General features: G+C 73.4%; 21 protein-coding genes and 1 pseudogene. 6 read left to right on the top strand and 16 right to left on the bottom strand.

Annotated elements, in window-relative coordinates; genetic code table 11:
* Positions 1-43: 43 nt before the first annotated feature.
* The 3 genes from ACIRPX_RS22295 to ACIRPX_RS22285 all read right to left on the bottom strand — a co-directional run bounded on the left by ACIRPX_RS22295 (position 44) and on the right by ACIRPX_RS22285 (position 2551).
* Entirely contained in the window at positions 44-478 is a 435-nt protein-coding gene (locus tag ACIRPX_RS22295) for an SSI family serine proteinase inhibitor (protein ID WP_404197214.1), read from the bottom strand.
* Entirely contained in the window at positions 475-1839 is a 1365-nt protein-coding gene (locus ACIRPX_RS22290; RefSeq protein WP_404197211.1) for a M14 family zinc carboxypeptidase, read from the bottom strand. The genes ACIRPX_RS22295 and ACIRPX_RS22290 overlap by 4 nt, the downstream gene beginning before the upstream one ends.
* 160 nt (positions 1840-1999) lie before the next feature.
* Complete coding sequence (locus ACIRPX_RS22285) at positions 2000-2551, bottom strand: FHA domain-containing protein (RefSeq protein WP_404197208.1); 552 nt, start codon at positions 2549-2551, stop codon at positions 2000-2002.
* 173 nt (positions 2552-2724) lie between these two features.
* Between ACIRPX_RS22285 and treZ the strand changes: the two genes are divergently transcribed.
* A complete protein-coding gene (gene treZ / locus ACIRPX_RS22280; RefSeq protein ID WP_404197206.1) occupies positions 2725-4470 on the top strand; it encodes a malto-oligosyltrehalose trehalohydrolase in 1746 nt (581 codons plus the stop codon).
* Between the two features lie 34 nt (positions 4471-4504).
* Here treZ and ACIRPX_RS22275 read toward each other — a convergent pair whose 3' ends face one another.
* The 10 genes and pseudogenes from ACIRPX_RS22275 to ACIRPX_RS22230 all read right to left on the bottom strand — a co-directional run bounded on the left by ACIRPX_RS22275 (position 4505) and on the right by ACIRPX_RS22230 (position 14657).
* A complete protein-coding gene (locus tag ACIRPX_RS22275; protein ID WP_404197204.1) occupies positions 4505-5443 on the bottom strand; it encodes an aminoglycoside phosphotransferase family protein in 939 nt (312 codons plus the stop codon).
* A 49-nt stretch (positions 5444-5492) separates the two neighbouring features.
* Positions 5493-6620, bottom strand: a complete 1128-nt coding sequence (locus ACIRPX_RS22270; RefSeq protein WP_404197201.1) for an aminopeptidase P family protein — start codon at positions 6618-6620, stop codon at positions 5493-5495.
* A 117-nt stretch (positions 6621-6737) separates the two neighbouring features.
* A pseudogene (locus ACIRPX_RS22265) lies at positions 6738-7356 on the bottom strand (LysE family translocator).
* Between the two features lie 51 nt (positions 7357-7407).
* Positions 7408-7998, bottom strand: a complete 591-nt coding sequence (locus ACIRPX_RS22260; protein ID WP_404197199.1) for a PDZ domain-containing protein — start codon at positions 7996-7998, stop codon at positions 7408-7410.
* A gap of 74 nt (positions 7999-8072) precedes the next feature.
* The gene (gene cyc2, locus ACIRPX_RS22255; protein ID WP_404197196.1) at positions 8073-10226 is read right to left on the bottom strand and encodes a germacradienol/geosmin synthase Cyc2; all 2154 of its coding nucleotides are present in this window, start codon (positions 10224-10226) and stop codon (positions 8073-8075) included.
* 134 nt (positions 10227-10360) lie between these two features.
* Entirely contained in the window at positions 10361-11113 is a 753-nt protein-coding gene (locus ACIRPX_RS22250) for an ABC transporter ATP-binding protein (protein ID WP_404197194.1), read from the bottom strand.
* Positions 11110-11949 carry an ABC transporter permease gene (locus tag ACIRPX_RS22245; RefSeq protein ID WP_404197191.1) on the bottom strand — a complete coding sequence of 280 codons (840 nt, stop codon included), beginning with the start codon at positions 11947-11949 and terminating at the stop codon, positions 11110-11112. The genes ACIRPX_RS22250 and ACIRPX_RS22245 overlap by 4 nt, the downstream gene beginning before the upstream one ends.
* The gene (locus tag ACIRPX_RS22240) at positions 11946-12746 is read right to left on the bottom strand and encodes an ABC transporter permease (protein WP_404197188.1); all 801 of its coding nucleotides are present in this window, start codon (positions 12744-12746) and stop codon (positions 11946-11948) included. The genes ACIRPX_RS22245 and ACIRPX_RS22240 overlap by 4 nt, the downstream gene beginning before the upstream one ends.
* Positions 12747-12762: 16 nt before the next feature.
* Positions 12763-13737, bottom strand: coding sequence for an ABC transporter substrate-binding protein (locus tag ACIRPX_RS22235; RefSeq protein ID WP_404197185.1), 975 nt, complete (start codon positions 13735-13737; stop codon positions 12763-12765).
* 56 nt (positions 13738-13793) lie between these two features.
* Entirely contained in the window at positions 13794-14657 is an 864-nt protein-coding gene (locus ACIRPX_RS22230; RefSeq protein ID WP_404197183.1) for a TIGR03619 family F420-dependent LLM class oxidoreductase, read from the bottom strand.
* Between the two features lie 126 nt (positions 14658-14783).
* On the opposite strand from ACIRPX_RS22230, the gene ACIRPX_RS22225 reads away from it, so the two are divergent.
* Positions 14784-16046 (top strand): cytochrome P450, encoded by a 1263-nt coding sequence (locus ACIRPX_RS22225; protein WP_404197180.1) that lies wholly within the window; start codon positions 14784-14786, stop codon positions 16044-16046.
* 26 nt (positions 16047-16072) lie between these two features.
* Here ACIRPX_RS22225 and ACIRPX_RS22220 read toward each other — a convergent pair whose 3' ends face one another.
* A complete protein-coding gene (locus ACIRPX_RS22220) occupies positions 16073-17242 on the bottom strand; it encodes a damage-control phosphatase ARMT1 family protein (RefSeq protein WP_404197177.1) in 1170 nt (389 codons plus the stop codon).
* Positions 17243-17385: 143 nt separating this feature from the next.
* The gene (locus ACIRPX_RS22215; RefSeq protein ID WP_404197174.1) at positions 17386-18033 is read right to left on the bottom strand and encodes a ScbR family autoregulator-binding transcription factor; all 648 of its coding nucleotides are present in this window, start codon (positions 18031-18033) and stop codon (positions 17386-17388) included.
* Positions 18034-18738: 705 nt separating this feature from the next.
* Here ACIRPX_RS22215 and ACIRPX_RS22210 point away from each other — a divergent pair.
* Complete coding sequence (locus ACIRPX_RS22210; RefSeq protein WP_404197171.1) at positions 18739-19683, top strand: lytic polysaccharide monooxygenase; 945 nt, start codon at positions 18739-18741, stop codon at positions 19681-19683.
* A gap of 18 nt (positions 19684-19701) precedes the next feature.
* On the opposite strand, the gene ACIRPX_RS22205 is transcribed toward ACIRPX_RS22210, so the two are convergent.
* Positions 19702-20355, bottom strand: a complete 654-nt coding sequence (locus tag ACIRPX_RS22205) for a Tat pathway signal sequence domain protein (RefSeq protein ID WP_404197168.1) — start codon at positions 20353-20355, stop codon at positions 19702-19704.
* Between the two features lie 668 nt (positions 20356-21023).
* On the opposite strand from ACIRPX_RS22205, the gene ACIRPX_RS22200 reads away from it, so the two are divergent.
* From ACIRPX_RS22200 to ACIRPX_RS22190, 3 genes are all read left to right on the top strand, one after another.
* Positions 21024-21695, top strand: coding sequence for a DUF6230 family protein (locus ACIRPX_RS22200; protein WP_404197165.1), 672 nt, complete (start codon positions 21024-21026; stop codon positions 21693-21695).
* Positions 21695-22183, top strand: a complete 489-nt coding sequence (locus ACIRPX_RS22195) for a DUF6114 domain-containing protein (protein ID WP_404197162.1) — start codon at positions 21695-21697, stop codon at positions 22181-22183. Before ACIRPX_RS22200 ends, ACIRPX_RS22195 begins: the two co-directional genes overlap by 1 nt.
* A gap of 1074 nt (positions 22184-23257) precedes the next feature.
* Positions 23258-24268 (top strand): substrate-binding domain-containing protein, encoded by a 1011-nt coding sequence (locus ACIRPX_RS22190; protein ID WP_404197160.1) that lies wholly within the window; start codon positions 23258-23260, stop codon positions 24266-24268.
* The last annotated feature ends 98 nt before the right edge of the window (positions 24269-24366 follow it).

The following is a 24366-nucleotide window of genomic DNA, read 5'->3' as shown; positions in this document are numbered from 1 at the left end:
GCACACCGCGCGGGCCCGCGCGACGGCCGCCGCGCCACCGGGGTCAGCCGTCGAGGGCGAAGACGGATCCGGTGCGCGCGCTCATGAAGCAGGCGCTGGAGAACGTCTGGGTGTAGTCGACCTTCCGGTTGCTCCACCGCCCGCGTGCGTGGACGGTCACCGGCGCGTAGACCATGGGGCAGTACGCGTCCTTCACCGGGATGCGGGAGATGTCGCCGCCGGCCGCCGCCAGCTCGCCGCACGCCTCGGCCGCGCGCGCGTGGCCCTCGGGCGGGTCGCACAGCAGCAGGGTGTCGCGGTCGCCGGCGGCGCGGGCGTCGCCCTTGGCCACCGTGAGGTAGAGCCAGTTGTCCGGCGGCAGGTGGTGGGAGACCGCCTGCGCCGGGGCCGCGCCCGCGAGCAGGAGCGCGGCCGCGAGCAGACCGCCCCGTACCGCTTTCGCCGTGGTGCCGGTCGCTAGTGTGGTGCTGGTCGTCATTCCCGGTGCATCGGCACGGTCGCCTGCGAACCCCAGCCCGGCTCACCCGAACGGGAGCACGCGGGCGCGTACCGCGCGGCGAGTTCGAACGCGGCGAGCACCACGCGCGACTGGTACTCCACCTGGCGCGCGACCGGGATCCAGCGCGCGCCGATGGCGTCGCGGTAGTCGGCGCACCACTCGTCGATGAGCCGGTCCAGGTCGCCCAGCACCCCGGCGGGGTCGCGGCCGGCGGCCGTCACCAGCTGGTGCAGCAGGCCCGCCGTGCGCAGCGCCAGGCGCCGCCCGGCGATGCGCAGGGCGGCCAGGTGGCCGCTGCTGAGCGGCGGCAGCGGGCGCGCGCCGGCGGCGACGTCGGGGTCCCACGTGTCGGCGAGGCCGGGGCAGACCAGTAAATAGTCGTCCACCGGGGCGAGCAGGGCGGCCGCGTCCGGCGTCCGCGCCAGGTGCGGCCGCAGCCGGGCCAGGAGCACCTCCAGAAGCCGTGTGTCGCGCCGCAGCGCGTGGCTGACGGTGCGCAGCACCGCGGCCCCGTCCGGGGGCGGTGAGCCGTCCTCCACGGCCGCCACGCCCCACATGGGCGCCTCGACGACCGCGGTCACCGTGCCGTGCCGGTAGGGGTGGAACCAGGTCGACTCGACGGCCGCCTCGGTGATGGCCGCGGCGAGGTCGCCGATGCGCGGCGGCGGGATGCGGTAGACGGCGGGGCCCAGGCTCGGCCAGTACAGCGTGTCGTAGGGGCCGAGTTCGCGCGGGATGCCGAGGCGGGCGGCGGCGCGGGCGACGCGCCCCGCGAGGCCCGGCAGGTCGTGGGTCAGCTCGACGAAGCCGCCGCCGACGTCGACGCCGTGCAGGGAGCACTGGAGGAAGGGCCGCAGTTCCTCGTGGAGGTCGAGCAGGGTGCGGGTCTCGGGCAGGGCGGCGCCGGCCGCGCCGTCGGGCAGCCACTCGGGCTGTTCGAGGAAGCCGGGCCTGAAGAAGTTCCGGAAGTACCGGCCGAGGCTGTAGGGGCCCTGCAGCCAGCCCTCGTTGCGGCGCAGGCCGTCGGGGTCCAGGGAGAGCAGCAGGTTCCAGGTGGCGTCGCAGCCCTCGGTGAACCGCGGGTCGGCCAGGGCGCGTTCGGCCAGCCGCAGCACGGTGCCGCCGCCGACGGGTTCGTTGGCGTGCGGGCCGGCGACGACGAGGGCCTGACGGCTGCCGTGACCGACGGAAAGCAGCCACATCGGGTTGCCCGCACGGGAGGTGCCGACGCGGCGCAGACGGGCGTCCGCGGGACGACGTGCGACGAGGGCTGCCGCCCGCGCGCCGAGTTCGTCGGCGGTCGGGTAGCGGAGGAGGGGCGGCAGGGCACACCTCCACAATGTGGCGCCGTCGTTTCACCTGATGTGCATGGCGTACGCACAGTCAGTCACGACTTGGGGGGTACGTCAACACCACGGAACGGAAACCGCCTTGGCCCATCGCAGCACGTCAACGTGATGTCATGCTCAGGCCAAAGCTCTTCCGGGCACTCGGTCGCATTCAGTCGCAGGCGAGCCGGAACGACATCCGTCCGAAGCCGACCTGATCACCTTCACGCACCACCGCGGCACCGATGACCCGTCGCCCGTTCACCGTCGTGCCGTTGGTCGAGCCGAGGTCGCGCAGCACCCACATGCCGCCCTGGCGGCGCAGTTCGGCGTGCACACGGGACACCGTTTCATGCGTGAGGCGCAGTCCGTTGGCCGGATCGCGACCGATGCGCAGCGGGTGGCCGTTGCCCGGGTGCGGCAGCAGCAGCTTGGGCAGGCGCTCGGCCTGCCACGCCCTGCGCAGCCGTACGGTGAAGCCGGAGACCGCCTCCACGCCGCCGAACACCAGGCGCGCGAGACGGTTCTCCCGGGGGAGGTCGGCGGTGAGCACGGCGAGTTCGTCGAAGCGGCGCGCGGCGAGCGCCAGCTCCATGCGGCGGATGAACGTGTCGTGCGACAGCCGCCCCATGGCGACGCCTTCGCGCAGCACCTTCAGCGCCTTGTCGCGCTCCGCGTCGGACAGCCGCGCGGGGTACGTGTGGAACTCGAAGGACGACGTCACGTTCGTGATTGTCGGTCAGTGAACTCCGGGTGTCCAGGAAACGGGAAAACGCCGGGCACGCCCGCGTGCCTGACGACACCCACCGCAAAACTCCGGATGCAAAAGCGGATTGATCTCGTTTGGAGCACCATGGACGGGCTACGTCACGGTGAGCAGACGAAGGGGAACCGTCCGTGCAGTTCGAGGTGTGGGCACCACAGGCCGAGCGCGTCACGCTCCGGTGCGACGACGACACGCGCGCGCTGGAGCGCGATCCCGGACGGGAGGGGTGGTGGCGGACGGAGGCCGAGGCACGCGACGGCTCGCGGTACGGCTACGCGCTGGACGACGGTCCCGTGCTGCCCGACCCGCGGTCGCGCCGGCAGCCGGACGGCCCCGACGGCCTGAGCGCCGTCGTCGACCACCAGCGCCACGTCTGGCGCGCCGAATGGGCCGGGCGCCCGCTGCCGGGCGCGGTCCTCTACGAGCTCCACGTCGGCACGTACACCCGCGAGGGCACCCTGGACGCGGCCGCCGAGCGGCTCGGCCATCTCGTCGAACTCGGCGTCACGCACGTCGAGTTGATGCCGCTGTGCCCCTTCCCGGGCCGGCACGGCTGGGGCTACGAGGGCGTCTCGCTGTGGGCGGTGCACGAGCCGTACGGCGGCCCCGAGGCGCTGAAACGGTTCGTCGACCGGGCGCACGAACTCGGCCTGGGCGTGGTCCTGGACGTCGTGCACAACCACCTCGGGCCCTCCGGCAACCACCTCCCCCGGTTCGGGCCGTACTTCACCGACACCCACCACACGCCGTGGGGTTCCGCCGTGAACCTCGACGCGCCGGGGTCGGACGAGGTGCGCGACTACCTGCGCGAGAGCGCCCTGTCGTGGCTGCGCGACTACCGGATCGACGGGCTGCGCCTGGACGCCGTGCACGCGCTGGCGGACACGCGCGCGTGCCACTTCCTGGAGGAGCTGTCGACGGCCGTGGACGCGCTCGCCGCCGAACTGGGCCGCCCGCTGTTCCTGATCGCCGAGTCCGACCTGAACGACCCGCGGCTGATCACCGCGCGCGAGGCGGGCGGCCTCGGTCTGCACGCGCAGTGGAACGACGACTTCCACCACGCCCTGCACACCGCGCTGACCGGCGAGTCCCAGGGCTACTACGGCGACTTCGCGCGCGCTCCCATGGCGGCGCTCGCCAAGACGCTCACCGGCGGCTACTTCCACGACGGCACGTACTCCAGCTTCCGCGGCCGGCGCCACGGACGCCCCCTGGACCGTACGCGCGTGGCCGCGCACCGGCTCCTCGGCTACGGCCAGACGCACGACCAGGTCGGCAACCGCGCGCTGGGCGACCGCCTGTCCGCCTCGCTCTCCCCCGGCCTGCTGGCCTGCGCGGCCACGCTGGTGCTGACCGCGCCCTTCACGCCGATGCTGTTCATGGGCGAGGAGTGGGCGGCCGGCACCCCCTGGCAGTTCTTCACCGACCACACCGATCCCGAGCTCGCCGAGGCCGTACGGCGCGGCAGACGGCGGGAGTTCGCCTCCCACGGCTGGGCGGAGGAGGACGTACCGGACCCGCAGGACCCAGCGACCCGCGACCGCTCCTGCCTCGACTGGGCGGAGCCCGCCCAGGAGCCCCACGCGCGCGTGCTGGACTGGTACCGGCGGCTCATCGCCCTCCGGCACGAGCAGGCCGACCTCACCGATCCCGACCTCGCCGACATCAAGGTGGCCCACGACGAGCGGCAGCGCTGGCTCGCCTTCCGCCGCGGGGACGTCCGCGTGGCCGTGAACCTCGCCAAGGAACCGGCGCAGATCCCCCTGGGCCCGCGCCACGCGCGCGTGCTCGCCGCGTGGGAGCCCGTCGGGGCGCCGGGCCCGGACGGGGTGCTGCACGTGCCCGGGGAGTCGGCCGTGGTGCTGCTGCAGGGCTGAGCGGCGCCGGGGCCGCCACAGGCCCTGGCCCGCCCTACCGGACGTCCCCCTCGCCGTCCCGGAACTCCGTCACCCGCTCCAGCAGGATCGCCTCCCAGGCCCGGCGGAGCCGGAGCCGCAGCAGCGGCAGGACGGCCGGGTCGCCGCCCTGGAGGGCTGCGGCGAGGCGGACCACCGCGTCGCAGCGGGCCAGCCAGAGGCCGCGCAGGCAGGGGCGGGCTCCGTAACCGGCGAGGGTCGCGGCGCGAACGGCGGCCGGCGAGCCGACGGCGGCGGCCAGTCCGGCGATGTCCTCGGCGGGGTCGCCGACGGCCGCGTCGGACCAGTCGAGGACGCCGCGCACCCGGCCGTCGGGGCTGACCACCAGGTGCTCGCCCGTGAGGTCGTGATGGACGAGCACCGCGGTGCCGGGCTGCGCGGCGAGCTGCACGGCGGCCGGGCCGGTGAACTGCTGCAGACGTGCCGGATCGAACTCGTCGGCCGCGGAGAGCCGCTCGGCGGCGCGCTCGGCGGCCCGGCGCAGGGCCTCCAGGGAGCGCGGCGCGAGGCGCGGGACGCCGAGCGTCTCGGCCTGCCGGGCGGGCACCTCGCGCAGCCCGCCGAGCAGCCCCGCGAGGTCGGCCTCGCCGACGGCGGACACGTCGTGCTCCTCGCCCGAGCCGCCGGGCACCTTCGTGTCCAGCGTGTAGGTCAGCCCGGCCGCCCACTCGCCGTGCGCCACGCTGGTGGGCACGGCGACCGGCAGGTGCGGGCGCAGCAGGTCGCGCAGGCGCAGTTCGCGGCGCTGGCGGACGGCGGCCTCGCGGTCGGGCGCGAGGCGCAGCACATGCCGGGCGCCGACCCACCAGGTGCCGTGCCCGGCCCCCTCGGCGACCGGCCGCACCTCCGGTCCGGCGCCGGCGGCGCCGTCCTTGAGCAGGGAACTGACCAGCCGGCGGACGGTGTCCGCGGTGGGTGTCGGTGCCTGGGTCATGGTCCGCGCCGTTGTCGCTCGGGGGTCTGCTGGGGCTCCTGCTGGTCGCTCAGTCCACTATGACCATCTCGCGGGTCGTGTCGTTCAGCCGCCGCCCGCCGTCCTCGGTGACGGTGACGATGTCCTCGATGCGCACACCGAACCGGCCGGGCAGATAGATGCCGGGTTCCACGGAGAAGCACATTCCGGGCACCAGGGGCTGCCGCTCCCCCTCGATCATGTACGGCGGCTCGTGCGTGGTGACGCCGATGCCGTGGCCGGTGCGGTGGATGAAGTACTCGCCGTACCCGGCGCCGGCGATCACCTCGCGGGCGGCCCGGTCGACGTCCTGGCAGGCGGCGCCCGGCCGCACCGCCCGGAACCCCGCCTCCTGGGCCTCGCGCACCAGGTCGTGCACCCGGCGCTCCTCGTCGGTGGGCTCGCCGACGTGGACCGTGCGGGAGGTGTCGGAGCCGTAGCCGTCCTTGAGGCCGCCGAAGTCCAGGACGACCATGTCGCCGTCCTCGATGACGCGGTCGCCGACCTCGTGGTGCGGATCGGCGCCGTTCGGGCCGGAGGCGACGATGGTGAAGTCGACCTGCGAGTGGCCGTACGTCCGCAGCAGGTCGGCGAGGTCCGCGCCGACGGCGGACTCCGCACGGCCGCCGAAGGGGACCTTCCGGATCTCCTCGAAGGCCGCGTCCGCCGCCGCGCCGGCGGCCGCCATCAGCTCCAGCTCCGCCGCGTCCTTGACGGCGCGCAGCATCGGCAGCGCCTCGGTGAGGGCGTCGTAGGTGGTGCCGGGCAGCGTCCGCTGCAGGCCCAGCAGGTGCATCGCCCAGGTGTTGTCGCTGACGCCGAAGCGGCCGCTGCCGGACAGGAGCGCGGCGGTCGCGGCGTAGGGGTCCTTGCCGTCGGTCCAGTCGCGCAGGTTCAGGGCGGGCGCGCCGGGCGCCCGGGCGGCGTCCGGCGCCTCCAGCGTGGGGACGACCAGGACGGGGGCCCGGCCCTGGGCGATGACGAGCAGGGTGAGCCGTTCGGTGATCGCGGTGGGGGCGTAGCCGGTCAGCCACACCAGGTCCGGTCCGGGCGCCACCAGGAGCCCGTCGAGACCGGCGTCGGCGGCGGCCCGCGCGGCGCGGTCCATACGGGCCCGGTAGTCGTCGGCGGTGAAGGGCGGGCGCGTGCTGCCGGTCATCCGGGCCTCCCTGGACGGTTGAAGGGACCACATGGGACTACGGGCAGCATCCTGCCCGGACAGCGGGGGCCGCGCGACCGGTCTGCGGGTCTTTCGCGCCCCGTGGCGTCCACGGCGTCAGCTCTCCAGGGCGAGCCGGACGCCGAGGAGCAGCAGCACCCCGCCGGAGATCTGCTCCAGGCGCCGGCGCACCCCGGCGCGTGACAGGACGGCCCGCATCCGGCCCACGAACCAGACGTACAGACCGTGGTGGCCGACCTCGTGGACCGCCCAGAGGGCGGCGAGCCCGGCCGTCGCGGGCAGGTGCGGCCGCGGGCACGAACTGCGGCAGGAAGGACACGGCGAAGACCGCCGCCTTGGGGTTGGCGAGGTTCATCAGCAGCCCCGCCCGGTAGGCCGCCCCGCCGCTCGTGCCGGCGCCCTCCCAGGCGTCGTCCGCGGGCGCGCCCTTCGCGCGCCGCGCCTGCCGCAGCGCCCGCACCCCGAAGCCGACCAGGACGGCCGCGCCCGCGACGCGCAGCACGTCGTAGGCCGCCTCGGAGGCGGCGAGCAGCCCGGTCAGGCCGAAGGCGGCGACGATTCCCCAGAGGAAGATGCCCGTCTCGTTGCCCAGCACGGTCAGGAAGCCGTCGCGTCTGCCGCGCAGCGACTGCTTGATGATGAGCACCGTGCTGGGGCCCGGCGCGGCGGCGACGAGGGTGCAGGCGCCGAGGAAGGCGAGGAGGGTGCGCGGCATGAGGGTCGTCGTGGCCGGTGCGGCCGGGCGGGGCCAGTGCTTTTCCGGTGGTCACACGACGAATCCGGGAACGGCCGTCAGCTGCTGGTAGGCGCCGCCGCGGTGCCGGATCGTCAGGACGACCCCGGAGCCGGGGCGGGCGTGCGCCACCGCGCGGGCGAGGTCCGCGGCCGAGGCGACACGGGTCCCGCCGAACGCGAGGAGCACGTCGCCGCGGACCAGTCCCGCCGTGTAGCCCGGACCGGGGACGTGGACGCCGACGATCAGGGCTCCCGTCCGGTCGGCGTCGACCGCCTCCAGGCCGAGGGTCGCGGTGGCGGGCGCCGGGGGCGCGGACGAGGCGGCGGGGGCGGGTGCGGCCGGGGGCGCGGAACCGGGGCGGTGCGCGGCGGGCGGCCGCTGCGGGGCCCGGTGCCGCAGATCGGCGAGCTTGCTCATCCCCATCACCGTCGCGCCGAGCGTCCCGATGCCGACCCCGGACAGCACCAGGACCGCCGCGACGAGCAGCCCGGACACCAGGGTCCGCAGCCGCCGGGCCCGCTTCCGCGCGGCGTGCGGGTGCCGAACGGGCGCGGCGGGCCGGGTGCCGCGGCCGGGGTCCTGGCCGGGCATCGGCTTGGGCCGCAACGCAGTCTGTTCCATGGATCGCCTCCTGCTGAAGCTCTACCCGTGGGCCCCGGCGCGCGACGAGTCACGAAAGAGTGAGACTGACTCCGTCAGAGGACGGGCACGGCGGGCGGCCGGTCCGGGAGGAAGCCGTGGGCGCGCCGGGCCAGGTAGCCGGACTGGTAACGGTCCACCTTCCGATGCCAGTTCAGGATGCCCGCGAGCCAGTTCTGCAGGTCTCCCACATAGCCCTCCATCGCCTCGCGTGCCTGCGGCGAGAGAGCGAAGTCGTCGTACACGACGGGCAGTTCGTGGGCGACGACGTGCTCGAACTGCTCCATGCGCCGGGTCATCAGGTCGTGGACGACTCCGAGCGCGGTCGGGTAGTCGACGCCGAAGAAGTTCTGCACCACGAGGATCGCGTTGTGGATCTCGCCCTCGTACTCGATCTCCTTCTGGTAGGAGAAGACGTCGTTGAGCAGGCAGGCGTAGTCGACGGCGGCGTTCTCCAGGGAGCGGACGGGGCCGCTGCGGTAGACCTCCGGCGGGACGGCGGGGCCCCGGCCCCTGCGGCACAGGCTCAGGGTGAGGTCGGAGCCGAAGGTGGCGCGGCGCATCTCCAGGTAGTCGACCGGGTCGGGGATGCGGCCCTGCATCTGGTTGGACAGCTCCCAGACCCAGCTCTCGGTCATCGCGTTCACCGAGTCCCTGAGGGAGCGCCGGTCCTCGGCGGACATCCCCGGCGTGGTCCGCCTCCACAGGTCGCTCAGGCCGCGCTCCATCGCATTGAGCGGGGTGGCGGGCGGCTCACCGTCGAGGGGCATGCACTCCGAGAGCCGGCGGGTGGTCAGCCGGGCGGCGGCCAGGTCGCGGCGGTGGCCGTACACGAGCGGGTAGTAGTCGTCGGCGTACGTCCCCCAGGCCAGCCAGCGGGAGCTCAGGTCGAGGGCCTCCGGCGTCGCGTCCGGGTCGATGCCCGCGGAGCACAGCGGCAGGTCGTAGGCGGCGAGCCGGTCCTCGTCCCAGACGCCCTCCTGGAGCATGCCCATGGCGTGCATCCAGGCGGTGAGCCGGGGGCGGGCCGCCTCCAGGTGCGGGCTCACCTCGACCGGGAAGGGCATGTGGAAGGCGGGCAGCACGGACGGTCCGACCTTCTGGTACGGCACGTGCGTGTAGGCGCGCAGGCGCTCGGCGCCGGCCGCGGCGAGCAGGGCGCCGACGTCGGCGGCGGCGCCCGCGCCGGTCGCGCCGTGCCACGGATTCCCGGACCGTGCGCGGGCGTTCATGTAGCGGCTGGAGCGCATGTGCCATTCGTGGCCGCCGGACTGCCAGTCCTGCAGGCCCCGCGTGTACGCGGCGACCGCCGCCACCTCGGGCGCGGTGAGGCCCAGGTCCACCGCCAGCGCGGGCACTTCGGTCAGCGCGGTGTGCTCGAACTGGTGGAGGCGGGAGGTGAGGATGTCGTTGACGGTGTCGGCGGCCTGCTGGGTGGTGCAGCCGAAGAAGGTCTCCAGGACGAGCACGCCGTTGCTGTTCTCGCCCTCGTCCTCGACCTCGCGCTGGTAGGAGAACAGGTCGTTGCGCAGGTGGACGGCGTCGGCGAACGTCTCCATCAGCACCCTCAGGGGGCGCGCGGTGGCCGCCGCGGCGGGGACCTCCGCCGTCGCGTACTCCACGAGTCCCGCGGACCAGGGGGCGCCGCCCACCTTGCGGCGCATCTCGATGTACTCGACGGGGTTGGCGACACGTCCCTCGTTGATGTTGGACAGCTCCCACAGGGACTCGTTCAGGAGGTGCTCGGTGGCGACGGCGAAGCGGCGGCGCCAGTCGGCGGACATGGCCGGCACGGTGCGCGTCCACAGGTCGGCGAGGCCGGCCTCGACCGGGTTGCGCGGCTCGGGCATCGGGGTGGCGAGGTCCATCGGCATGAACAGCGGGAGCCGGTCCAGATGGGCCTTGCCGCCCGCGCGGTCCTGGGTGCGCTTGAAGATCTCCAGGAAGTGGTCGTCGAAGAAGAAGACCCACACGTACCAGTCGGTGATCAGCGACAGGGCCGGGCCGTCGCACTCGGGGTGGGTGTAGGCGCAGAGCAGTCCGTAGTCGTGGGCGTCGAGGTCGGCCTGCTCCCAGATCCCGGACCCCTCCAGCATGCCCGTCTCGCGTGCCCACTCGGTCGAATGGGCGCGTGCCTCGTCGACGTGCGGGTTCAGCCGGGCGGGGTGCGCCATGTAGAAGTGCGGGAGTTCGAAGGGCTGGTGCGTCATGGCCGGGCCCTACCCGGGGCTTCTCGGCGCCATCCGCCGGCCCGGACATGATCACACCATCGCGTGAATCGGGCGGGAGCCGGGCGGGATTCCGGGCAGGGCGCGCCGAAGCGGTGGCGGGTCCGCCGGCCGTCTCAGCTCCCCCGCACCGCCCGCCCCACCTCCGAGCGCAGCGCGACGAACCGGGGCAGCCCCCGGGTGCCGATCTGCTCGCGCCTGCCGGGGAGTTCGACCGGCAGGTCGAGGACGACGCGGGAGGCGGGCCCCGGGGACAGGACGACGACGCGGTCGCCGACGTAGACGCTCTCGTCGATGTCGTGGGTGACGAGGAGGATGGTCGCGCCGTCGGTGCGGTGCACCTCCAGGAGCAGGTCCTCCAGGTCCTCGCGGGTCTGGGCGTCCAGCGAGCCGAAGGGTTCGTCCATGAGCAGCAGCGCGGGGCGGCAGACCAGGGCGCGGGCGATGGCGACGCGTTGCTGCATGCCGCCGGAGAGCTGCCAGGGGTGGCGGCGGCCGGCCGCCTCCAGGCCGACGCGTTCCAGGATGCGTTCGGCCTCCGCGCGCCGCTCGGCCCGGCGCAGGCCGCGGCGGCGCAGCGGCAGGGCGACGTTGTCGCGGACGGTGAGCCAGGGGTAGAGGGAGCGGCCGTAGTCCTGGAAGACGACGGCCAGGTGGTCGGGTACGCCGGTGACGGGGGTGCCGTCGAAGGTGACGGAGCCCGTGTACGCGGGCTGCAGGCCCGCGACGGTGCGCAGCAGGGTGGACTTGCCGCAGCCCGACGGGCCCACGACGCACAGGAGTTGGCCTTCGGGGACGGTGAGGGTGATGTCGTGCAGAACGGCCTGGTCGCCGTAGCGCTGGCCGAGGGCGTCGAGGCGGAGCTTCATGGCGTGGTCCTTCCCCGGCCGACGAGCCGCCTCTCCACCGCGAGCAGCGCGGTGTTCAGGACGTAGCCGAGGACGCCGAGCAGCAGCAGCGCCGCCCAGACGGTGAGCAGGTCGGAGCGGGACTGGGCGTCGGTGAGGGTGAAGCCGATGCCGTCGGCGGCGCCCGGCAGCAGTTCGGAGAAGACCATGAGGATGAGGGAGAGGGAGAGGCTCAGGCGCAGGCCCGCGAAGATGCGGGGCAGCGCGGAGGGCAGCAGCAGGAAGCGCAGCCGTTCGACCGGGTTCAGGCGCAGCACGGCGGCGACGTCGAGCCGGAGCGGATCGGTGTTGCGCGCCCCTTCCGCCGTGTTGATCAGGACCGGCCAGACGGCGCTGAAGGCGATCGCCACGATCTGCATCGGCGTTCCGAGGGCGAGGACGACGACGAAGACGGGCACCAGCGCGGGCGGCGGCACGGCCCGCGCGAACTGCAGCACGGGATTGCACAGCGCGTACGCCCGCCGCGACCGCCCGACCGCGAGGCCCAGCGCGATCCCGGTGACGGCGGCGATCGAGAATCCGGCCGCCATCCTTCCGAGGCTGGGCAGGATGTCGGCCACGGCGGCGTCGGTGAGGAACCCCCGGCCGACGGGGCCCGAGAACCACAGCGCGTGTGCCCGGGCGGCGATGCGGCCCGGGGGCGGGAAGTAGACGCTGGCGTGCGCCTGCGCGGCTCCCTGCCAGAGCGCGACCGCCACGACGAGCACCACGACACGCAGCAGGACGTGACCGCCGGCGCGCCGGGCCGACGGCGCGCCCCGCGCGGCCCCGCGCACCGGTGCGGCGGCCCTCTTCACGGCCGCACCCCGCGGGCGTCCGCACGCCGCTCCGGCGTCCAGGGGAACAGCCGGCGCTCGCCCCACACCAGGACCGCGTTGATGACGAGGCCGAGGGCGCCCGCCCAGACCACTCCGGCCAGCACGTCGCGGGTGCCGTCGGTGGCCAGGCCCGCCTGGGCGATGAAGATGCCGAGGCCCCGGCCGAAGCCGGAGAGCAGTTCGGTGGCGACGGCGAGGATGAGCGCGACGGCCGCCGAGATGCGGATGCCGGCGGCGATGAAAGGTGCCGTGCCCGGCAGTTCGACCCGCAGCAGCACCGAGAGCCGGCCGAAGCCGAAGGCGCGCAGGGTGTCCTTGGCGAGCGGGTCGGTCTCGCCGAGGCCGTAGACGGTGTTGAACAGGACGGGCCAGACGCACGCGTACGTGATCAGGGCGACCTCGGTCGCGGTGCCCGTGCCGAGCAGCAGGGAGACCAGCGGGATGAGCGCGACCGAGGGCAGCGGCCGCAGGAACTCCACGAGCACACGTACGGCGGAGTCGACCAGCGGCACGCTGCCCAGCAGCAGGCCGAGCGGGACGGCGATCGCGACGGAGAGCCCGAGACCCAGCGCCCACGCCTTCAAGGTGGCGCCGACGCCGTCCAGGAAGGCGCTGTCTCCCCCCAGCTCCACGGCTCGGGCCAGGACTTCGGAGGCGGGCGGCAGATAGCTGCGGCGCACGAGGCCCGCGCGGCCGACCGCCTCGCAGGCGCCGAAGGCCAGCAGCACGCCGAGCAGCCCCAGCAGCAGTTCCTGACGTCGCCCGAGCCGCCTCACCTGACGTTCAGCCGCTTCATCGGACGAGCAGCGTCGCCGGGTCGAGGTTCTTCGTCAGCAGCCCCTGTTCCTTCATGAGTCCGGTCAGCCGCCGCAGCTGCGCCGCGTCGGTGCTGGCCGGGTACACCGGCAGCCGGATCTTCCGTGCCTGATCGGCGGTCACCTTGGTGTACTTGGGCAGTTCCTCGCGTACGGCGTCCGGGTCCCGGGTCGCGATCCTCGACGCGGCCTCGATGGCGCGCCGGAAGGCCGCCGCCTCCTTGGCGTGCCCGGCGGCGAACTTCTTCGTGGTGACGTATCCGCTGATGGGCAGCGACCGGACGGGCGCGGAGCCGCCGTCGAGCAGCACCGTCGCCTTCAGGTCGCCCTGGATCGCGCTGTCGAAGGGCTCCACCGCGTGCACGGCGTCGACCTGGTGGCGCTCCAGGGCCGGGCCCATCTGCGGGAAGGCGATCTGCCGGTAGACGGGCCGGCCGACGCCCTTGGCGTCGAGGATCGCGTTCAGGGTCAGCGACTGGACGTTGTTGAGGATGTTGACGGCGACCTTCTTGCCCGCGAGGTCGGCGACGCTCTTGACGGCGGAGTCCTTCGGCACCAGCACGTCCATCATGTGCGGCGCCACCCGTACGCCCTCGGCGAGGATGCGGACGTCGAGGGTGCCCTTCTCGTCGGCCTGGAGGAAGGTCACGTAGTTCGCGCTGGCGATCACGTCGACCTGACCGTTGGCCAGCGCGGGCAGTGCCTGGATGCTCTGCTGGACCGGCTGGATGCTGACGTCCAGGCCCTCCTTCCTGAACAGCCCGCGGTCCCGGGCGAGGTAGAGCGCCGCCGAGTCGGTCAGCGGCAGCGCGGCGACTCTCAGCCGCGTGCCGGGGGCACCGGTGGACGCCGCGTGGTCCTTGCCGTCACCGCAGGCCGCCAGGAGCAGGGTCAGGGCGGCCAGAACGACCGCCGGTCCTCCGAAGCCCGGCTCTGATCGACGTAAGCCCATGCGGGCATGACTACCAAAGATTTGTCATGATCACTACAGCACGATCGGTGCAACCGTCAATCTTTGGAGAAAAACGAAAGGGCTTCCGCGGCCGTCCACGCGAGCGCGTCCGGCAGCGCGTCCGAGGCGACCGGCAGCCACAGGGAGCAGGAGGAGAGCCCGGCGTCGGCCAGGGCGGCCAGCTCCTCCCGTACGCTCCCGGCGCTCGCCTCCACCCCTCCCAGCGGGCGCCCCGGCAGCCGTACGGCCGGTGCGAAACCCGGTGGCACGAGGAAGAGCCCGGCCGTCAGTTGCAGGGTCCGCGGGTCGCGTCCGGCCCGCTCGCCGAGGGCGGCGAGCCGCTCCCGCACCGCCCGGAGCCCGGCGGCGTCGACCCCCGAGCCGTGCCAGGCGTCCGCGTACCGCAGGGCCCTGCGCAGCGCCGCGTCGCTCTGCCCGCCGACCCATACGGCCGGTCCGCCCTCGGTGCGCGGCAGCACTCCCAGCCGCGCCGCACCCTCGCCCCGCCACAACTGCCGTACGGCGGCCAGCTGTTCGTCCGCCCGCCGGCCCCGCTCTGCGAAGGGCACGCCGACGGCCGCGTACTCCCGCGTGTCCCAGCCGGTGCCGACGCCCAGGGTGAAACGGCCGCCGGAGAGACGGTCGAGGGTGGCGGTCTGGTGGGCGAGGACGACCGGGTTGTGGAGCGGCAGCACGAGCACGCTGGTCACCAGCCCGATGCGCCCGGTCGCACCGGCCACGGCGGACAGCGTGACCAGCGGGTCGGGGGTCACCCCCAGATCGCCCGCGACCGCGTGGCCGCTCGCGAAGACGTGGTCGAAGCCCAGCTCCTCGGCCCTGCGCGCGGTCTCCAGGACCCCGTCGATCTCGGTCTCCCGTGCGGGCCACAGACGGTGCGGTGCCACTCCGATGCGCAACATGTCGTTTGTTCCCCCAGAACCCGTCGTCCGGCGACGCCGACACAGGGGTCAACACCGCCACCGCGGCGGGCATGCCCGCCGCGCGCTGTCTTGCCGCCGCCGTGTCCGCCACGCCACGGTGGTCGCATGAACGTGCGCGAGGCACCACCGGTCCCGGACGTCTTCGACCCGCGGCAGTACGCCGCCGGGGTGCCGCATGCCGCCTACCGCGTCCTGCGCGAGCACCACCCCGTGGCCTGGCAGGACGAGTACGAGGTGCTGGGCTGGCCGGCCGGGCCGGGCTTCTGGGCGGTGACCCGGCACGCGGACGTCGTCCGTGTCCTGAAGGACGCGGCGACGTACTCCTCGTGTCTCGGCGCGACCCAGATCCGCGACCCGGACCCGGCCGACCTGCCCTTCATCCGGCGCATGATGCTCAATCAGGACCCGCCGGAGCACGGGAGACTGAGGCGGCTGGTCAGCCGGGCCTTCACCCCGGGGCGCATCGACCGGTTCGCGGCCGTCGCGCGGGAGCGGGCCGGGTCGCTGTTCGCGCGGGCGGTGCGGGACGCCCGCGGGAGGGACGGCACCGTCGACCTCGTGGGCGCCGTGACCGACGACTACGCCCTGCTCAACCTCGCCGACCTGCTCGGCGTGCCGGACAGCGACCGCGGGCTGCTGCTGCACTGGACGCAGCGCGTCATCGGCTACCAGGACCCGGACGAGGCCGAGGCGCCCGTGCTCGACGCGGCCGGCAAGCCGGTCAACCCCCGCTCCCCCGCGATGCTCCGGGACATGTTCGACTACGCCCAGCAGCTCGCCGCGCACAAACGCCGCCACCCCGCCGACGACGTACTGACGACTCTCGCGCACGAGCCCGAACTCGCCGACGCCGAACTGGAGATGTTCTTCTTCCTGCTCACCGTCGCGGGCAACGACACCGTCCGCAGCGCCGGTCCCGGCGGGCTGCTCGCCCTGGCCGAGCACCCGGAGTCCTGCGCGCTGTTGCGCGCGGGCAAGGCGCAACTCCCCGCGGCCGTCGACGAGTTGCTGCGCTGGCATCCGCCCGTGCTCACCTTCCGCCGCACGGCCGTCCGGGACACGGAGCTGGCCGGCCACCGCATCGGCGCCGGTGACAAGGTGGTCGTCTTCCACGCCGCCGCCAACCGCGACGCACGCGCCTTCGCCGCACCGGACCGCCTCGACCTCTCCCGCGCCCCGAACCCGCACGTCTCCTTCGGCGACGGCCCGCACGTGTGCCTGGGCGCGCACTTCGCCCGCCTGCAGCTGCGGGTGCTCTACGAGGAGGCGCTGCGCGCGCTGCCGGTGCTGCGCCCGGCGGGTCCGCCGAGACGGCTGACGTCCAACTTCATCAACGGCATCAAGTCGCTTCCGGCACAGGTCGCTTGAGCATCCGGTGGCTGCGGAGGCGAGCCTCAGGCGCGGACCTGGACGAGCGCGTGCGTGCCGCCGGTGCGCCACCGCTGCCCTTCCGCCGCCACCAGCGCGGCCTCCGTTGCGGGGTCCAGGCCGGTGATCACGTCCGACTTCAGAGTGCGCAGCGCGGCGACCGGGCCGGGGAAGTGGGCGGTGACCTCCTGGAACGGCGTGGTCGGCGGCCACCGCCGATCGCCCACCAGGCGCCGGTAGTTGAGATCGCCCTTCACGATCGTGACGGTGGCCGCGGCGAACTCCGCACGGAGGTCGCCGGGCAGGTCCGCGTACGGCAGCGGGCCGCCGGAGAAGGGGTGGGCCCGCAGGACGAGGCGGCCGTCGGTCATCGCCGCCCACAGGATGCGGCCGTACTCGGCCGCGGCGCCCTGCGCACCGGCCAGCTTGCGCAGCGCGTCGAGCACGTCGGCCGTCGTCGCGTCGGAGACGTAGTAGGGATACGGCTTGATGTGCAGCACGGCGCGCGCGATGCGCCCGCCCTCCAGCAGATGCGCGATGAGCAGCAGGTCGGGGATGAGCTCACGGCCCGCGTTGTCCGCGATCAGGCACAGGGTGCCCGCCGCGGACGGCGGCAGCAGCGCCCACAGGTCCGCGCTGTCGTCCGCGACCAGGCCCCGGGCGGCGTCCGCGCCGCCGGTGTCTCCGGCGGAAAGGCGGAAGCCGAGGTCGGCGCGGTTGCCCCAGAGCGAGCCGTGCAGCAGCGCCCGGTCCTGGTCGCCCGCGGACAGCGCGTCCAGGGCGGCCAGCTCCGCGTCCGTCTCCGGCGAGTCCAGCTCGGCCAGCTTGAACGGGCGGAACGGATCGATGCCCTGCCAGGGCCCCGTCCCGAAGTAGCCCACCGCCTGGAGGAGTTGACGGTAGAAGTAGCTCTCCGACCAGAGCCAGGGCAGGTCGAACCAGGAACGGCCGACGTACCGCGCCGCGCCCCACTCCTGCCAGCGCTCCCCGTCGTGCGCACCGGCGGGCAGCGGTTCGACGACGCCCTTGGTGCAACTCGCGAGGAGCGCGTCGAGCGCGCGCTGCTGTGCGGGGCCGTACGGGAAGGCCTCCCGCACCTGCCGGATGATCGCGGGATGCCGCTCGGCGAGCACGCCGTGCGGGAACGAACCGGGCTCGTCGCCGAGGATCACGGGCGGGGGCGGGATGTCGGACATGTGCCTCACCCTAGGGGCTGTCGCGAACGTCCCGCCTGCCCGGCGGGCGGACGACGCAGCTTCCGCGCTGCGCCCTTGCGCCGCGGCGCTGGGTCCTGCGTGCCGGACCGGCCCGGCACGGGGAGGCGCTGCGGTCACCCGTGTCAGCCGACCCTGATCTCCCGCTCCAGCCGCGCGGCGAGGTTCAGGTAGCGGGCCCGGCGGGTCACCGGGACCAGGCCGCGGATCACGACGTACCACATCTCGGCCAGCCTGCGGGGCTGGCGGGCGACGGGTTCGAGCGAGCCGCCCACGACCCGGGTGCCGACGTAGAAGCTGACGAGGGAGTGGGCGACGGCGTCGACGTCGACGTCCGTGTGGAGGTCGGACTCCTTGGCTGCGCCGAGGAGTTTGCGGCCGGCCACGTCCCGGAATTCGGTGAACGGATGCTTGAGCGGCGGCCGCACCTCGACTCCCCCGGTGGTGAGCCGGAGTCCGGCGCGCGGTATCGGGCCCTCGACGGCGAGGCGGGCGATGCCGAAGGTGATGCGCATCAGGGTCTCGAGCGAGGAGTAGCCCTGGGCGTCCAGATCCCCCTCCACCTCACGCAGGGCCTTTGACTGCAACTCCATGATCGCGTGGGCCAGGTCCTCCTTGGCCGCGAAGTGGAAGTACAGGGCACCCTTGGTGACTTGGGCGTGCTCGACGATGTCGCTGAGGCTGGTCGACTCGTAGCCGTGACGGTCGAACAGGTCTGCTGCGGCCGTGATGATCGTCGCGCGGGTCTGCTCGGCTCGTAACTGCCTCGCCATCGACTGAACACTCCTGGGACTGGAAAGAACGGGGCATGCTGTTTTTTGTTACTCCCCGTGCACGATATCTCACCCGTTTGCGCCGGTCCACAGCGCCCCCGAAGAGCCCCGGCCCACCCCGGGCGCACCGGATTTCACGGCTCGCACCGCCCCTCTCCACCGCCTCCTCGCGCACAGGTCCGACCAGCTCGTCCCGTCGGCGAGTGGCGGCACGAAAGGGGGGCGACGCATCCCGGCGGGCGGGTCGGGCCGGGGCGGACCGGCGGGCCGGCCACGACGGAGACAGGCAGGGAACGTGACCCCTTGAGCATGCGAAGAAAACAGGATGGCCGGTATCTATTCCTGGCCGCTCCCGGGGCTGATGCGCGAGAGGCTCCGGGGACACGTGTAACTGGAGGGAGCGCGGCCCGCCGGCGCGGAACAACGGCGCGGCTGCGGCGGATCGGACGGGCCGGCGGGGGTCGGTGGCCGTCAGGGGCGGTTGAGGCATGCTCCTCCCTCGACCCCCGAGAACGACAACAGAGCAGGCGGACGGATCCATGCCGGCGACGCCAGAGTATGAGGCGACCGGTTGGTTTGCAATGAGGCATGGGCGCTCTCCCGAGGCGTACGGCGCAGGTGGGCCCGCCTGGTGAACGCGCCGGGTGCGCGCCCCGTACTCCCCGGGAGCACCCCTGTTCCGCGTCGGCCGAGGAGACGTTCCGGATGTCCCGGATGACCGCACACCGCGCCGCCCTGACGGCCGCCCTGGTGACCCCGTTCCTGCTGCCGCTGTGGGCCGCGGGTCCGGCGCGGGCGCACGGCGCGCCCACGGACCCGGTCAGCCGGGTCTACGCCTGCTCCCCCGACGGCGGCTCCGCCGCGCGGTCCGCCGCCTGCAGGGCCGCCGTCGCCGCGAACGGCGGCCCTTTCACCCTGTGGGACAACCTGCGGGTGCCGGACGTCAACGGCCAGGACCGCCGGGTCATCCCCGACGGAAAGCTGTGCAGCGGGGGCCTGCCCGCCTACCGGGGACTCGACCTGGCCCGCTCCGACTGGCCGTCGACGACGCTGACGCCGGGCGCGACGCTGACGATGAAGTACACCTCGACGATTGCGCACACCGGCACGTTCAAGCTCTTCCTCACCAAGCAGGGGTACGACCCGACCAAGCCGCTGACCTGGTCCGCGCTGCCGGCACAGCCCTTCGCGGCGGTGAAGGACCCGGCCCTGACGAACGGCGCGTACCGCATCCCCGCCAGGCTGCCCTCGGACCGGACCGGGCACCACGTCCTCTTCACCATCTGGCAGAACAGCAGCACGACCGACACGTACTACTCCTGCTCGGACGTGGTGTTCCGGGCCGCGTCCGGGAGCGGCGGCACGACGGCCGCCCCGAGCGCGACGCACGCGGCGGGCGGCGGTTCGGGCACCGGCAAGAAGGCGCCGGGCGGCAGCCCGGCGGCCACGTCCGCCACCTCCCCGGCCCCGTCGCGCACCACCGGGCCGGCGGCCCCGCGGGAGAGCACCGGCGCCCCGGACAGCACTCCGGTGGCCTCGACCTCCACGGCACGGTCCGGGCCGTCCGCGCCCATGCTGGCGGGCGGCGCCGCTGCGGTGCTGGTGCTCACCGGCGGCGCCGCCCTGGCGCTGCGTCTGCGTCGACGCTGAACTCGTCGTGCTGGAGGGTCAGTTGACGTAGACCGAGGCGCCGTTGTCGGTCACCGGGGCGTACTTGGCGGTGAAGAAGCCGCTGCTGAAGCAGAGCGACGAGCCGGACGTCCTGGTGAACTGCTGGTTGGTGAAGGCGATGCTGCTGTCGTCGTTGCTCGCCGTGCCCGTCAGGCTCGCGGCCTGGTAGACGCAGGTGATGCTGCCCAGCAGCGTCTTGAGCTTGACCGTCGTCTGGATGGCGGAGCCGCTCGCGGGAGTCACCGTCAGGGTGCCGTCGGAGGACACCGTGGTGGTGTACGGCAGGTTGTCGACGGTGATGCTGGTGACGCCCGTGACGCCCAGCACGTTGCTGGTGCAGCTGCTGCTGTCGAAGCTCTGCCCGCTGACCGACTCGGTGGCCGTGCCCGGCGCGGCGGGGTTGTCGGTGACGCTCGCGGTGAACGTCGAGGAGGAGCAGGTCACGCCGCTCGTGCCGGTCGAGCTGGAGTAGAGGGTGGCGTTGGTGCCGGCGGCCAGCGGTGCGGTGAGGACGTCGCCGACGGCGACGGCGGTGCCGCCGGCCGAGCCGGTGGTCAGGACGGGGGTGTCGGCCGCCGAGGCGGGGACGGCCGCGGGGATCGAGAGGGCGGCGACGGCTCCGACGAGGGTGACGAGCGTACGAGTGCGCATGCGGGGGTCTTCCTTCCGAGATGTGGGGGCCGGCTCCTCTGCGACGCGCAGCCGGCTTCTCCGGGATGGGGGGGGGTTGGGAAGTGGCGTGGGAGGACGCGGGAGTGCGTCCGCCCTTGCCGGTCCGTGACGCCTTCTCCGTACGCGACGGACCGGCAACGGCGACCGGCCGGCCGACGGCCGAGGACCCGTGGGGAGGGCCGCCTGCCGCGACCGGGCGGGGCGGACGGACCGCACGGACCATGGGGGAAGTGCCCGTGCGGGCCGTCGGGAGACCGTGGGGGTGTGCGGGTTCCGGGAACGCGGGCGAAGCCGCGTGACGGGGATCCGGCGCCACGGATCCTGGGGGAAGCCAGGGGCAGTTGTAGACCTGAGTGTCAGTCAACGTCAAGACATGGCAAGGGAGTTGACGATCGTTCAAGCCACGTGCAGGCGGCCCGCCGCCCCGTGGAGACACAGGTGAGGCACAACCACCACCCTTTTTCCACAACTCTCTTGACCCTTAAATGTAACCACGGGTAACTTCCTCGTCGGCTACTGCGGAGTACGTGAAAGCCCTTGCGTCCGCCGGGAGTTGTGAGGAGTCGTGCCCCCGCAGTCCGCTGTCCGCGCCAGGACAACGTGCCGCTGATGCCCAACCCGCACTGACTATGCACATGGGAGCAGAAATGGCCTCGTCCTCGGACGTCACCTCGTCCGCCGAGCACACGCCCGACAACCCGGAAAGCGGTTCCGCGCCCGACCCCGCCAGACGCGGACGGGTCCGGCTGCGCCGGGCCGCCGTGATGGCGGTCCCCGCCGTCGCGGTCGCCGCCGGCCTGGCGATCATGACCGCCGAGGGAGCGCTGGGGGTGTCGTTCTCGATCTCCGGCATGCCCTTCACCGTCACCGCCAAGTCGCTGGACGGCACCGGGTTCGAGCAGTTCGGCGCGCTCGACAGCATGATCGACGACAGCCCGAACCAGGGGGACACCGGCGGTCAGGTGCTGGTCGTCACCTCCGCCATCAAGAACGCGACGCTGGACAGCCTGTGCCAGAGCGTCGACCTGGGCGGCACCAATCTGCTCATCACGGCGGGCAGCGGCTCGTCCAAGGTGCAGGCGACCGATCTGACCACCGACTCGACGCAGCTGTCCGGCGACGCCGCCTTCGACAACATCGAGATCGGCAACGACGCGAGCACGCTCACCAAGGCGGGCGTCAAGGGCCCCAAGGGCGTCTTCAGCCAGCAGGCGGACACGGTGCACATCGCCAACCTGCGTCAGACCAACTACGCGACGACCGCGGGCGTGTTCAAGCTCCCCGGTCTGAAGCTGAAGTTCAGCGACTCGGGCTGCTGATGCCACGCCGTCCGGAACAAGGAGTGCGGTCCGCCTTCCGTCGGTGGCGGGCCCGCCGTCCGTTCTGGGGCGGGCTGCTGCTCGCCCTAGGCGGTGCGGAGATCCTGCTCACCGAGAAGGCCTCGCTGAAGGTCGTCATGCACATCGGCATGCAGGGCCTGGCCGGGTACCTGCTGCCCGTGGTCATGCTCCTGTGTGGGCTGCTGACGCTCTTCAGCCCCTCCCAGCGTGTCTTCTACTCGATCATCGGTGTGCTGACCTCCCTGGGCACCTGGATCACCTCCAACCTGGGCGGCTTCTTCGTCGGGCTGCTCCTGGGAGCCGTGGGCAGCTGTCTCGTCTTCGGCTGGCTCCCGGACCAGGAACCACGCCGAAGCCGTCGTCGGCGCAGGCAGGACGCGCGGGCGGCGGAGGAGGCATCCGCGGCGGAGGGCGCCGGAGCGGCCGCGGCGGAAGCGGACGACGCGGCGGAGGCCGTACGGCGGTGAGCGCGCGGCCCCGCCTCCGGTCGCCCAAGCGGTGTGCCCCGCACGCAGGTTGACGAGGCAAGGGGGCGGGGCCGGGTCACGCCATTCGCGGAACCCGCGGGTGCAGGCCCCGTACATCACGAGAGCCGTCCACGCGAAGTTCCCGAGGGGCGGGTCCCGTGCGCGCGGGCCCCGTGGACGCGCGATCAGTGGACGCGAGACGTGCACCCTGCGGACACGGAAACCGCAGACGCAGGGCCCCGGACACAGAACCGGCGGACAGGGAACCCACGGGCGCGGAAGCCGCAGACGCAAGGCGCACGGACGCGGAACCGGCGGACACGGGACCCACGGCCCGAAACCTGCGGGTGCGAAACCCGCAGACGCAAGGCCCCCGGACGCCCAACCGGCAGACACGAAATCCCCGGCACGGAACCCGCAGACACAAGGCCCTCAGGCACAGAACCGGCGGACACGAAACCCGCGGCACGAAACCCACGGGCGCGGAAGCCGCAGACGCAAGGCCCGCGAACGCACAACCGGCGGACACGGGACCCGCGGGCGCAGAACCCTTGGCCGCCAGACCCGTGGCGCGAAACCCGGGCGCGCGGCCCGTCGCCTCCGAAGCCGTGATCGCGGAACCCGGGGCCGCAAGACCCCAGCCCCCGCAGCCATGGCCACGGAACCCGGAGCCACGAGACCCCAGCCCCCGCAGCCGTGATCGCGGAACCCGGGGTCGCGAGACCCCAGCCCCCGCAGCCGTGATCGCGGAACCCGGGGTCGCGAGACCCCAGCCCCCGCAGCCGTGATCGCGGAACCCGGAGCCGCGAGACCGCGGGCTTCGGACCCGGGGGTGCGGGACCCGGTGTGTGGGGTGCTGATGCGCGTAGACCCGCCGCAGGTGCCCGGGACGCATCATCACGATGCGGCAGCGACAACTCACTCCATGTTGCTGATCACTTGACTACCGGCGGTCACACGCGATTGGCTCCGGCCAGCGAGAGTCACCCCCACGGCGTACGACGTCGGACGTCGGCGGCGGGCCCGCTCTCGCCGTTCCACTTGCTCGGCCGCACAGCGAGGTGCCGCACCCTCATGAACACTCCTCCACCCCCCTCCGCCCCCCACAGATCCGCCCGTGGGATCGCCGCGGCGGCGGCCGTCTGCCTGCTCCTGGCGGGCTGCTCCGGCTCCGGCCCCACGTCCGGCGCCGCGCGCGGCGCCGCCGGCGGGGCCGACGCCTCCCGGCTCAAGGTCGCCCTGGTCACGCACGCCTCGGAGGGCGACACCTTCTGGAATCTGGTGAAGAAGGGCGCCGAGGACGCCGCCGCGAAGGACGGCGTCGACCTGACGTACGCCAACGACCCGGACGCGGCGGGGCAGGCCGCGCTGATGCGGGACGCGGTCCGCCAGAAGGTCGACGGCATCGCGGTGACCCTGGCCAAGCCGCAGGCGATGAAGAGCCCGGTCGCCGCGGCCAGGGCGGCGGACATCCCCGTCGTCGGCCTCAACTCCGGCATCGACTCCTGGCAGTCCGAGGGAGTCATGGAGTTCTTCGGGCAGGACGAGAGCCTCGCCGGCCGGGCCGTCGGGGACAAGCTGGACGAGCTCGGGGCCCAGCACACGCTGTGCGTGATCCACGAGCGCGGCAACGTCGCGCTGGAGGCCCGCTGCGCCGGCGTGAAGAAGACCTTCCACGGCCAGACCGACATCGTCTACGTCGAGGGCACCGACACGACGGCGACCGCCGCCGCGATCACCGCCCGGCTGCGGCAGGACCCGACGATCGACGAAGTGGTCACGCTGGGAGCCCCGTTCGCGCTCAACGCCGTGAAGTCGGTGCGGGAGGCGGGCAGCAAGGCGCATGTGGCCACCTTCGACCTCAACCAGGACCTGGTGAAGGCCGTGAAGAGCGGCGACGTGCAGTTCGCGGTGGACCAGCAGCCGTATCTGCAGGGCTATCTCGCGGTGGACTCGCTGTGGCTGTACAAGACCAACGGCAATGTCAGCGGCGGCGGGGTCTCCCCCGTACTCACCGGCCCGGCGTTCGTCACCAAGGCCGACGTGGCCTCGGTCGCCGCCTTCGCGGCGCACGGGACGCGTTGATCGGCCGGCCCGCCGGACCTCGCCCGACGACACTTCGGACGTCAATGTCTCGAAAGATTCGGAGACCTGTGGCACCTGCGGTCAGTTGTACGGATAGC

The sequence above is a fragment of the Streptomyces sp. NPDC101225 genome (assembly GCF_044767585.1).
Lineage (GTDB): Bacteria > Actinomycetota > Actinomycetes > Streptomycetales > Streptomycetaceae > Streptomyces.
This window is presented reverse-complemented; position numbering and strand designations above follow the sequence as displayed.

Coding starts and splice junctions, on each gene's coding strand:
- ACIRPX_RS22235 (WP_404197185.1), bottom strand. CDS start 13,737: ATGGGCTTACGTCGATCAGAGCCGGGCTTCGGAGGACCGGCGGTCGTT.
- ACIRPX_RS22230 (WP_404197183.1), bottom strand. CDS start 14,657: ATGTTGCGCATCGGAGTGGCACCGCACCGTCTGTGGCCCGCACGGGAG.
- ACIRPX_RS22275 (WP_404197204.1), bottom strand. CDS start 5,443: ATGACCCAGGCACCGACACCCACCGCGGACACCGTCCGCCGGCTGGTC.
- ACIRPX_RS22210 (WP_404197171.1), top strand. CDS start 18,739: ATGTCCCGGATGACCGCACACCGCGCCGCCCTGACGGCCGCCCTGGTG.
- ACIRPX_RS22195 (WP_404197162.1), top strand. CDS start 21,695: ATGCCACGCCGTCCGGAACAAGGAGTGCGGTCCGCCTTCCGTCGGTGG.
- ACIRPX_RS22250 (WP_404197194.1), bottom strand. CDS start 11,113: ATGAAGCTCCGCCTCGACGCCCTCGGCCAGCGCTACGGCGACCAGGCC.
- ACIRPX_RS22260 (WP_404197199.1), bottom strand. CDS start 7,998: ATGGAACAGACTGCGTTGCGGCCCAAGCCGATGCCCGGCCAGGACCCC.
- ACIRPX_RS22295 (WP_404197214.1), bottom strand. CDS start 478: ATGACGACCAGCACCACACTAGCGACCGGCACCACGGCGAAAGCGGTA.
- ACIRPX_RS22205 (WP_404197168.1), bottom strand. CDS start 20,355: ATGCGCACTCGTACGCTCGTCACCCTCGTCGGAGCCGTCGCCGCCCTC.
- ACIRPX_RS22220 (WP_404197177.1), bottom strand. CDS start 17,242: ATGTCCGACATCCCGCCCCCGCCCGTGATCCTCGGCGACGAGCCCGGT.
- ACIRPX_RS22190 (WP_404197160.1), top strand. CDS start 23,258: ATGAACACTCCTCCACCCCCCTCCGCCCCCCACAGATCCGCCCGTGGG.
- ACIRPX_RS22215 (WP_404197174.1), bottom strand. CDS start 18,033: ATGGCGAGGCAGTTACGAGCCGAGCAGACCCGCGCGACGATCATCACG.
- ACIRPX_RS22225 (WP_404197180.1), top strand. CDS start 14,784: ATGAACGTGCGCGAGGCACCACCGGTCCCGGACGTCTTCGACCCGCGG.
- ACIRPX_RS22270 (WP_404197201.1), bottom strand. CDS start 6,620: ATGACCGGCAGCACGCGCCCGCCCTTCACCGCCGACGACTACCGGGCC.
- cyc2 (WP_404197196.1), bottom strand. CDS start 10,226: ATGACGCACCAGCCCTTCGAACTCCCGCACTTCTACATGGCGCACCCC.
- ACIRPX_RS22200 (WP_404197165.1), top strand. CDS start 21,024: ATGGCCTCGTCCTCGGACGTCACCTCGTCCGCCGAGCACACGCCCGAC.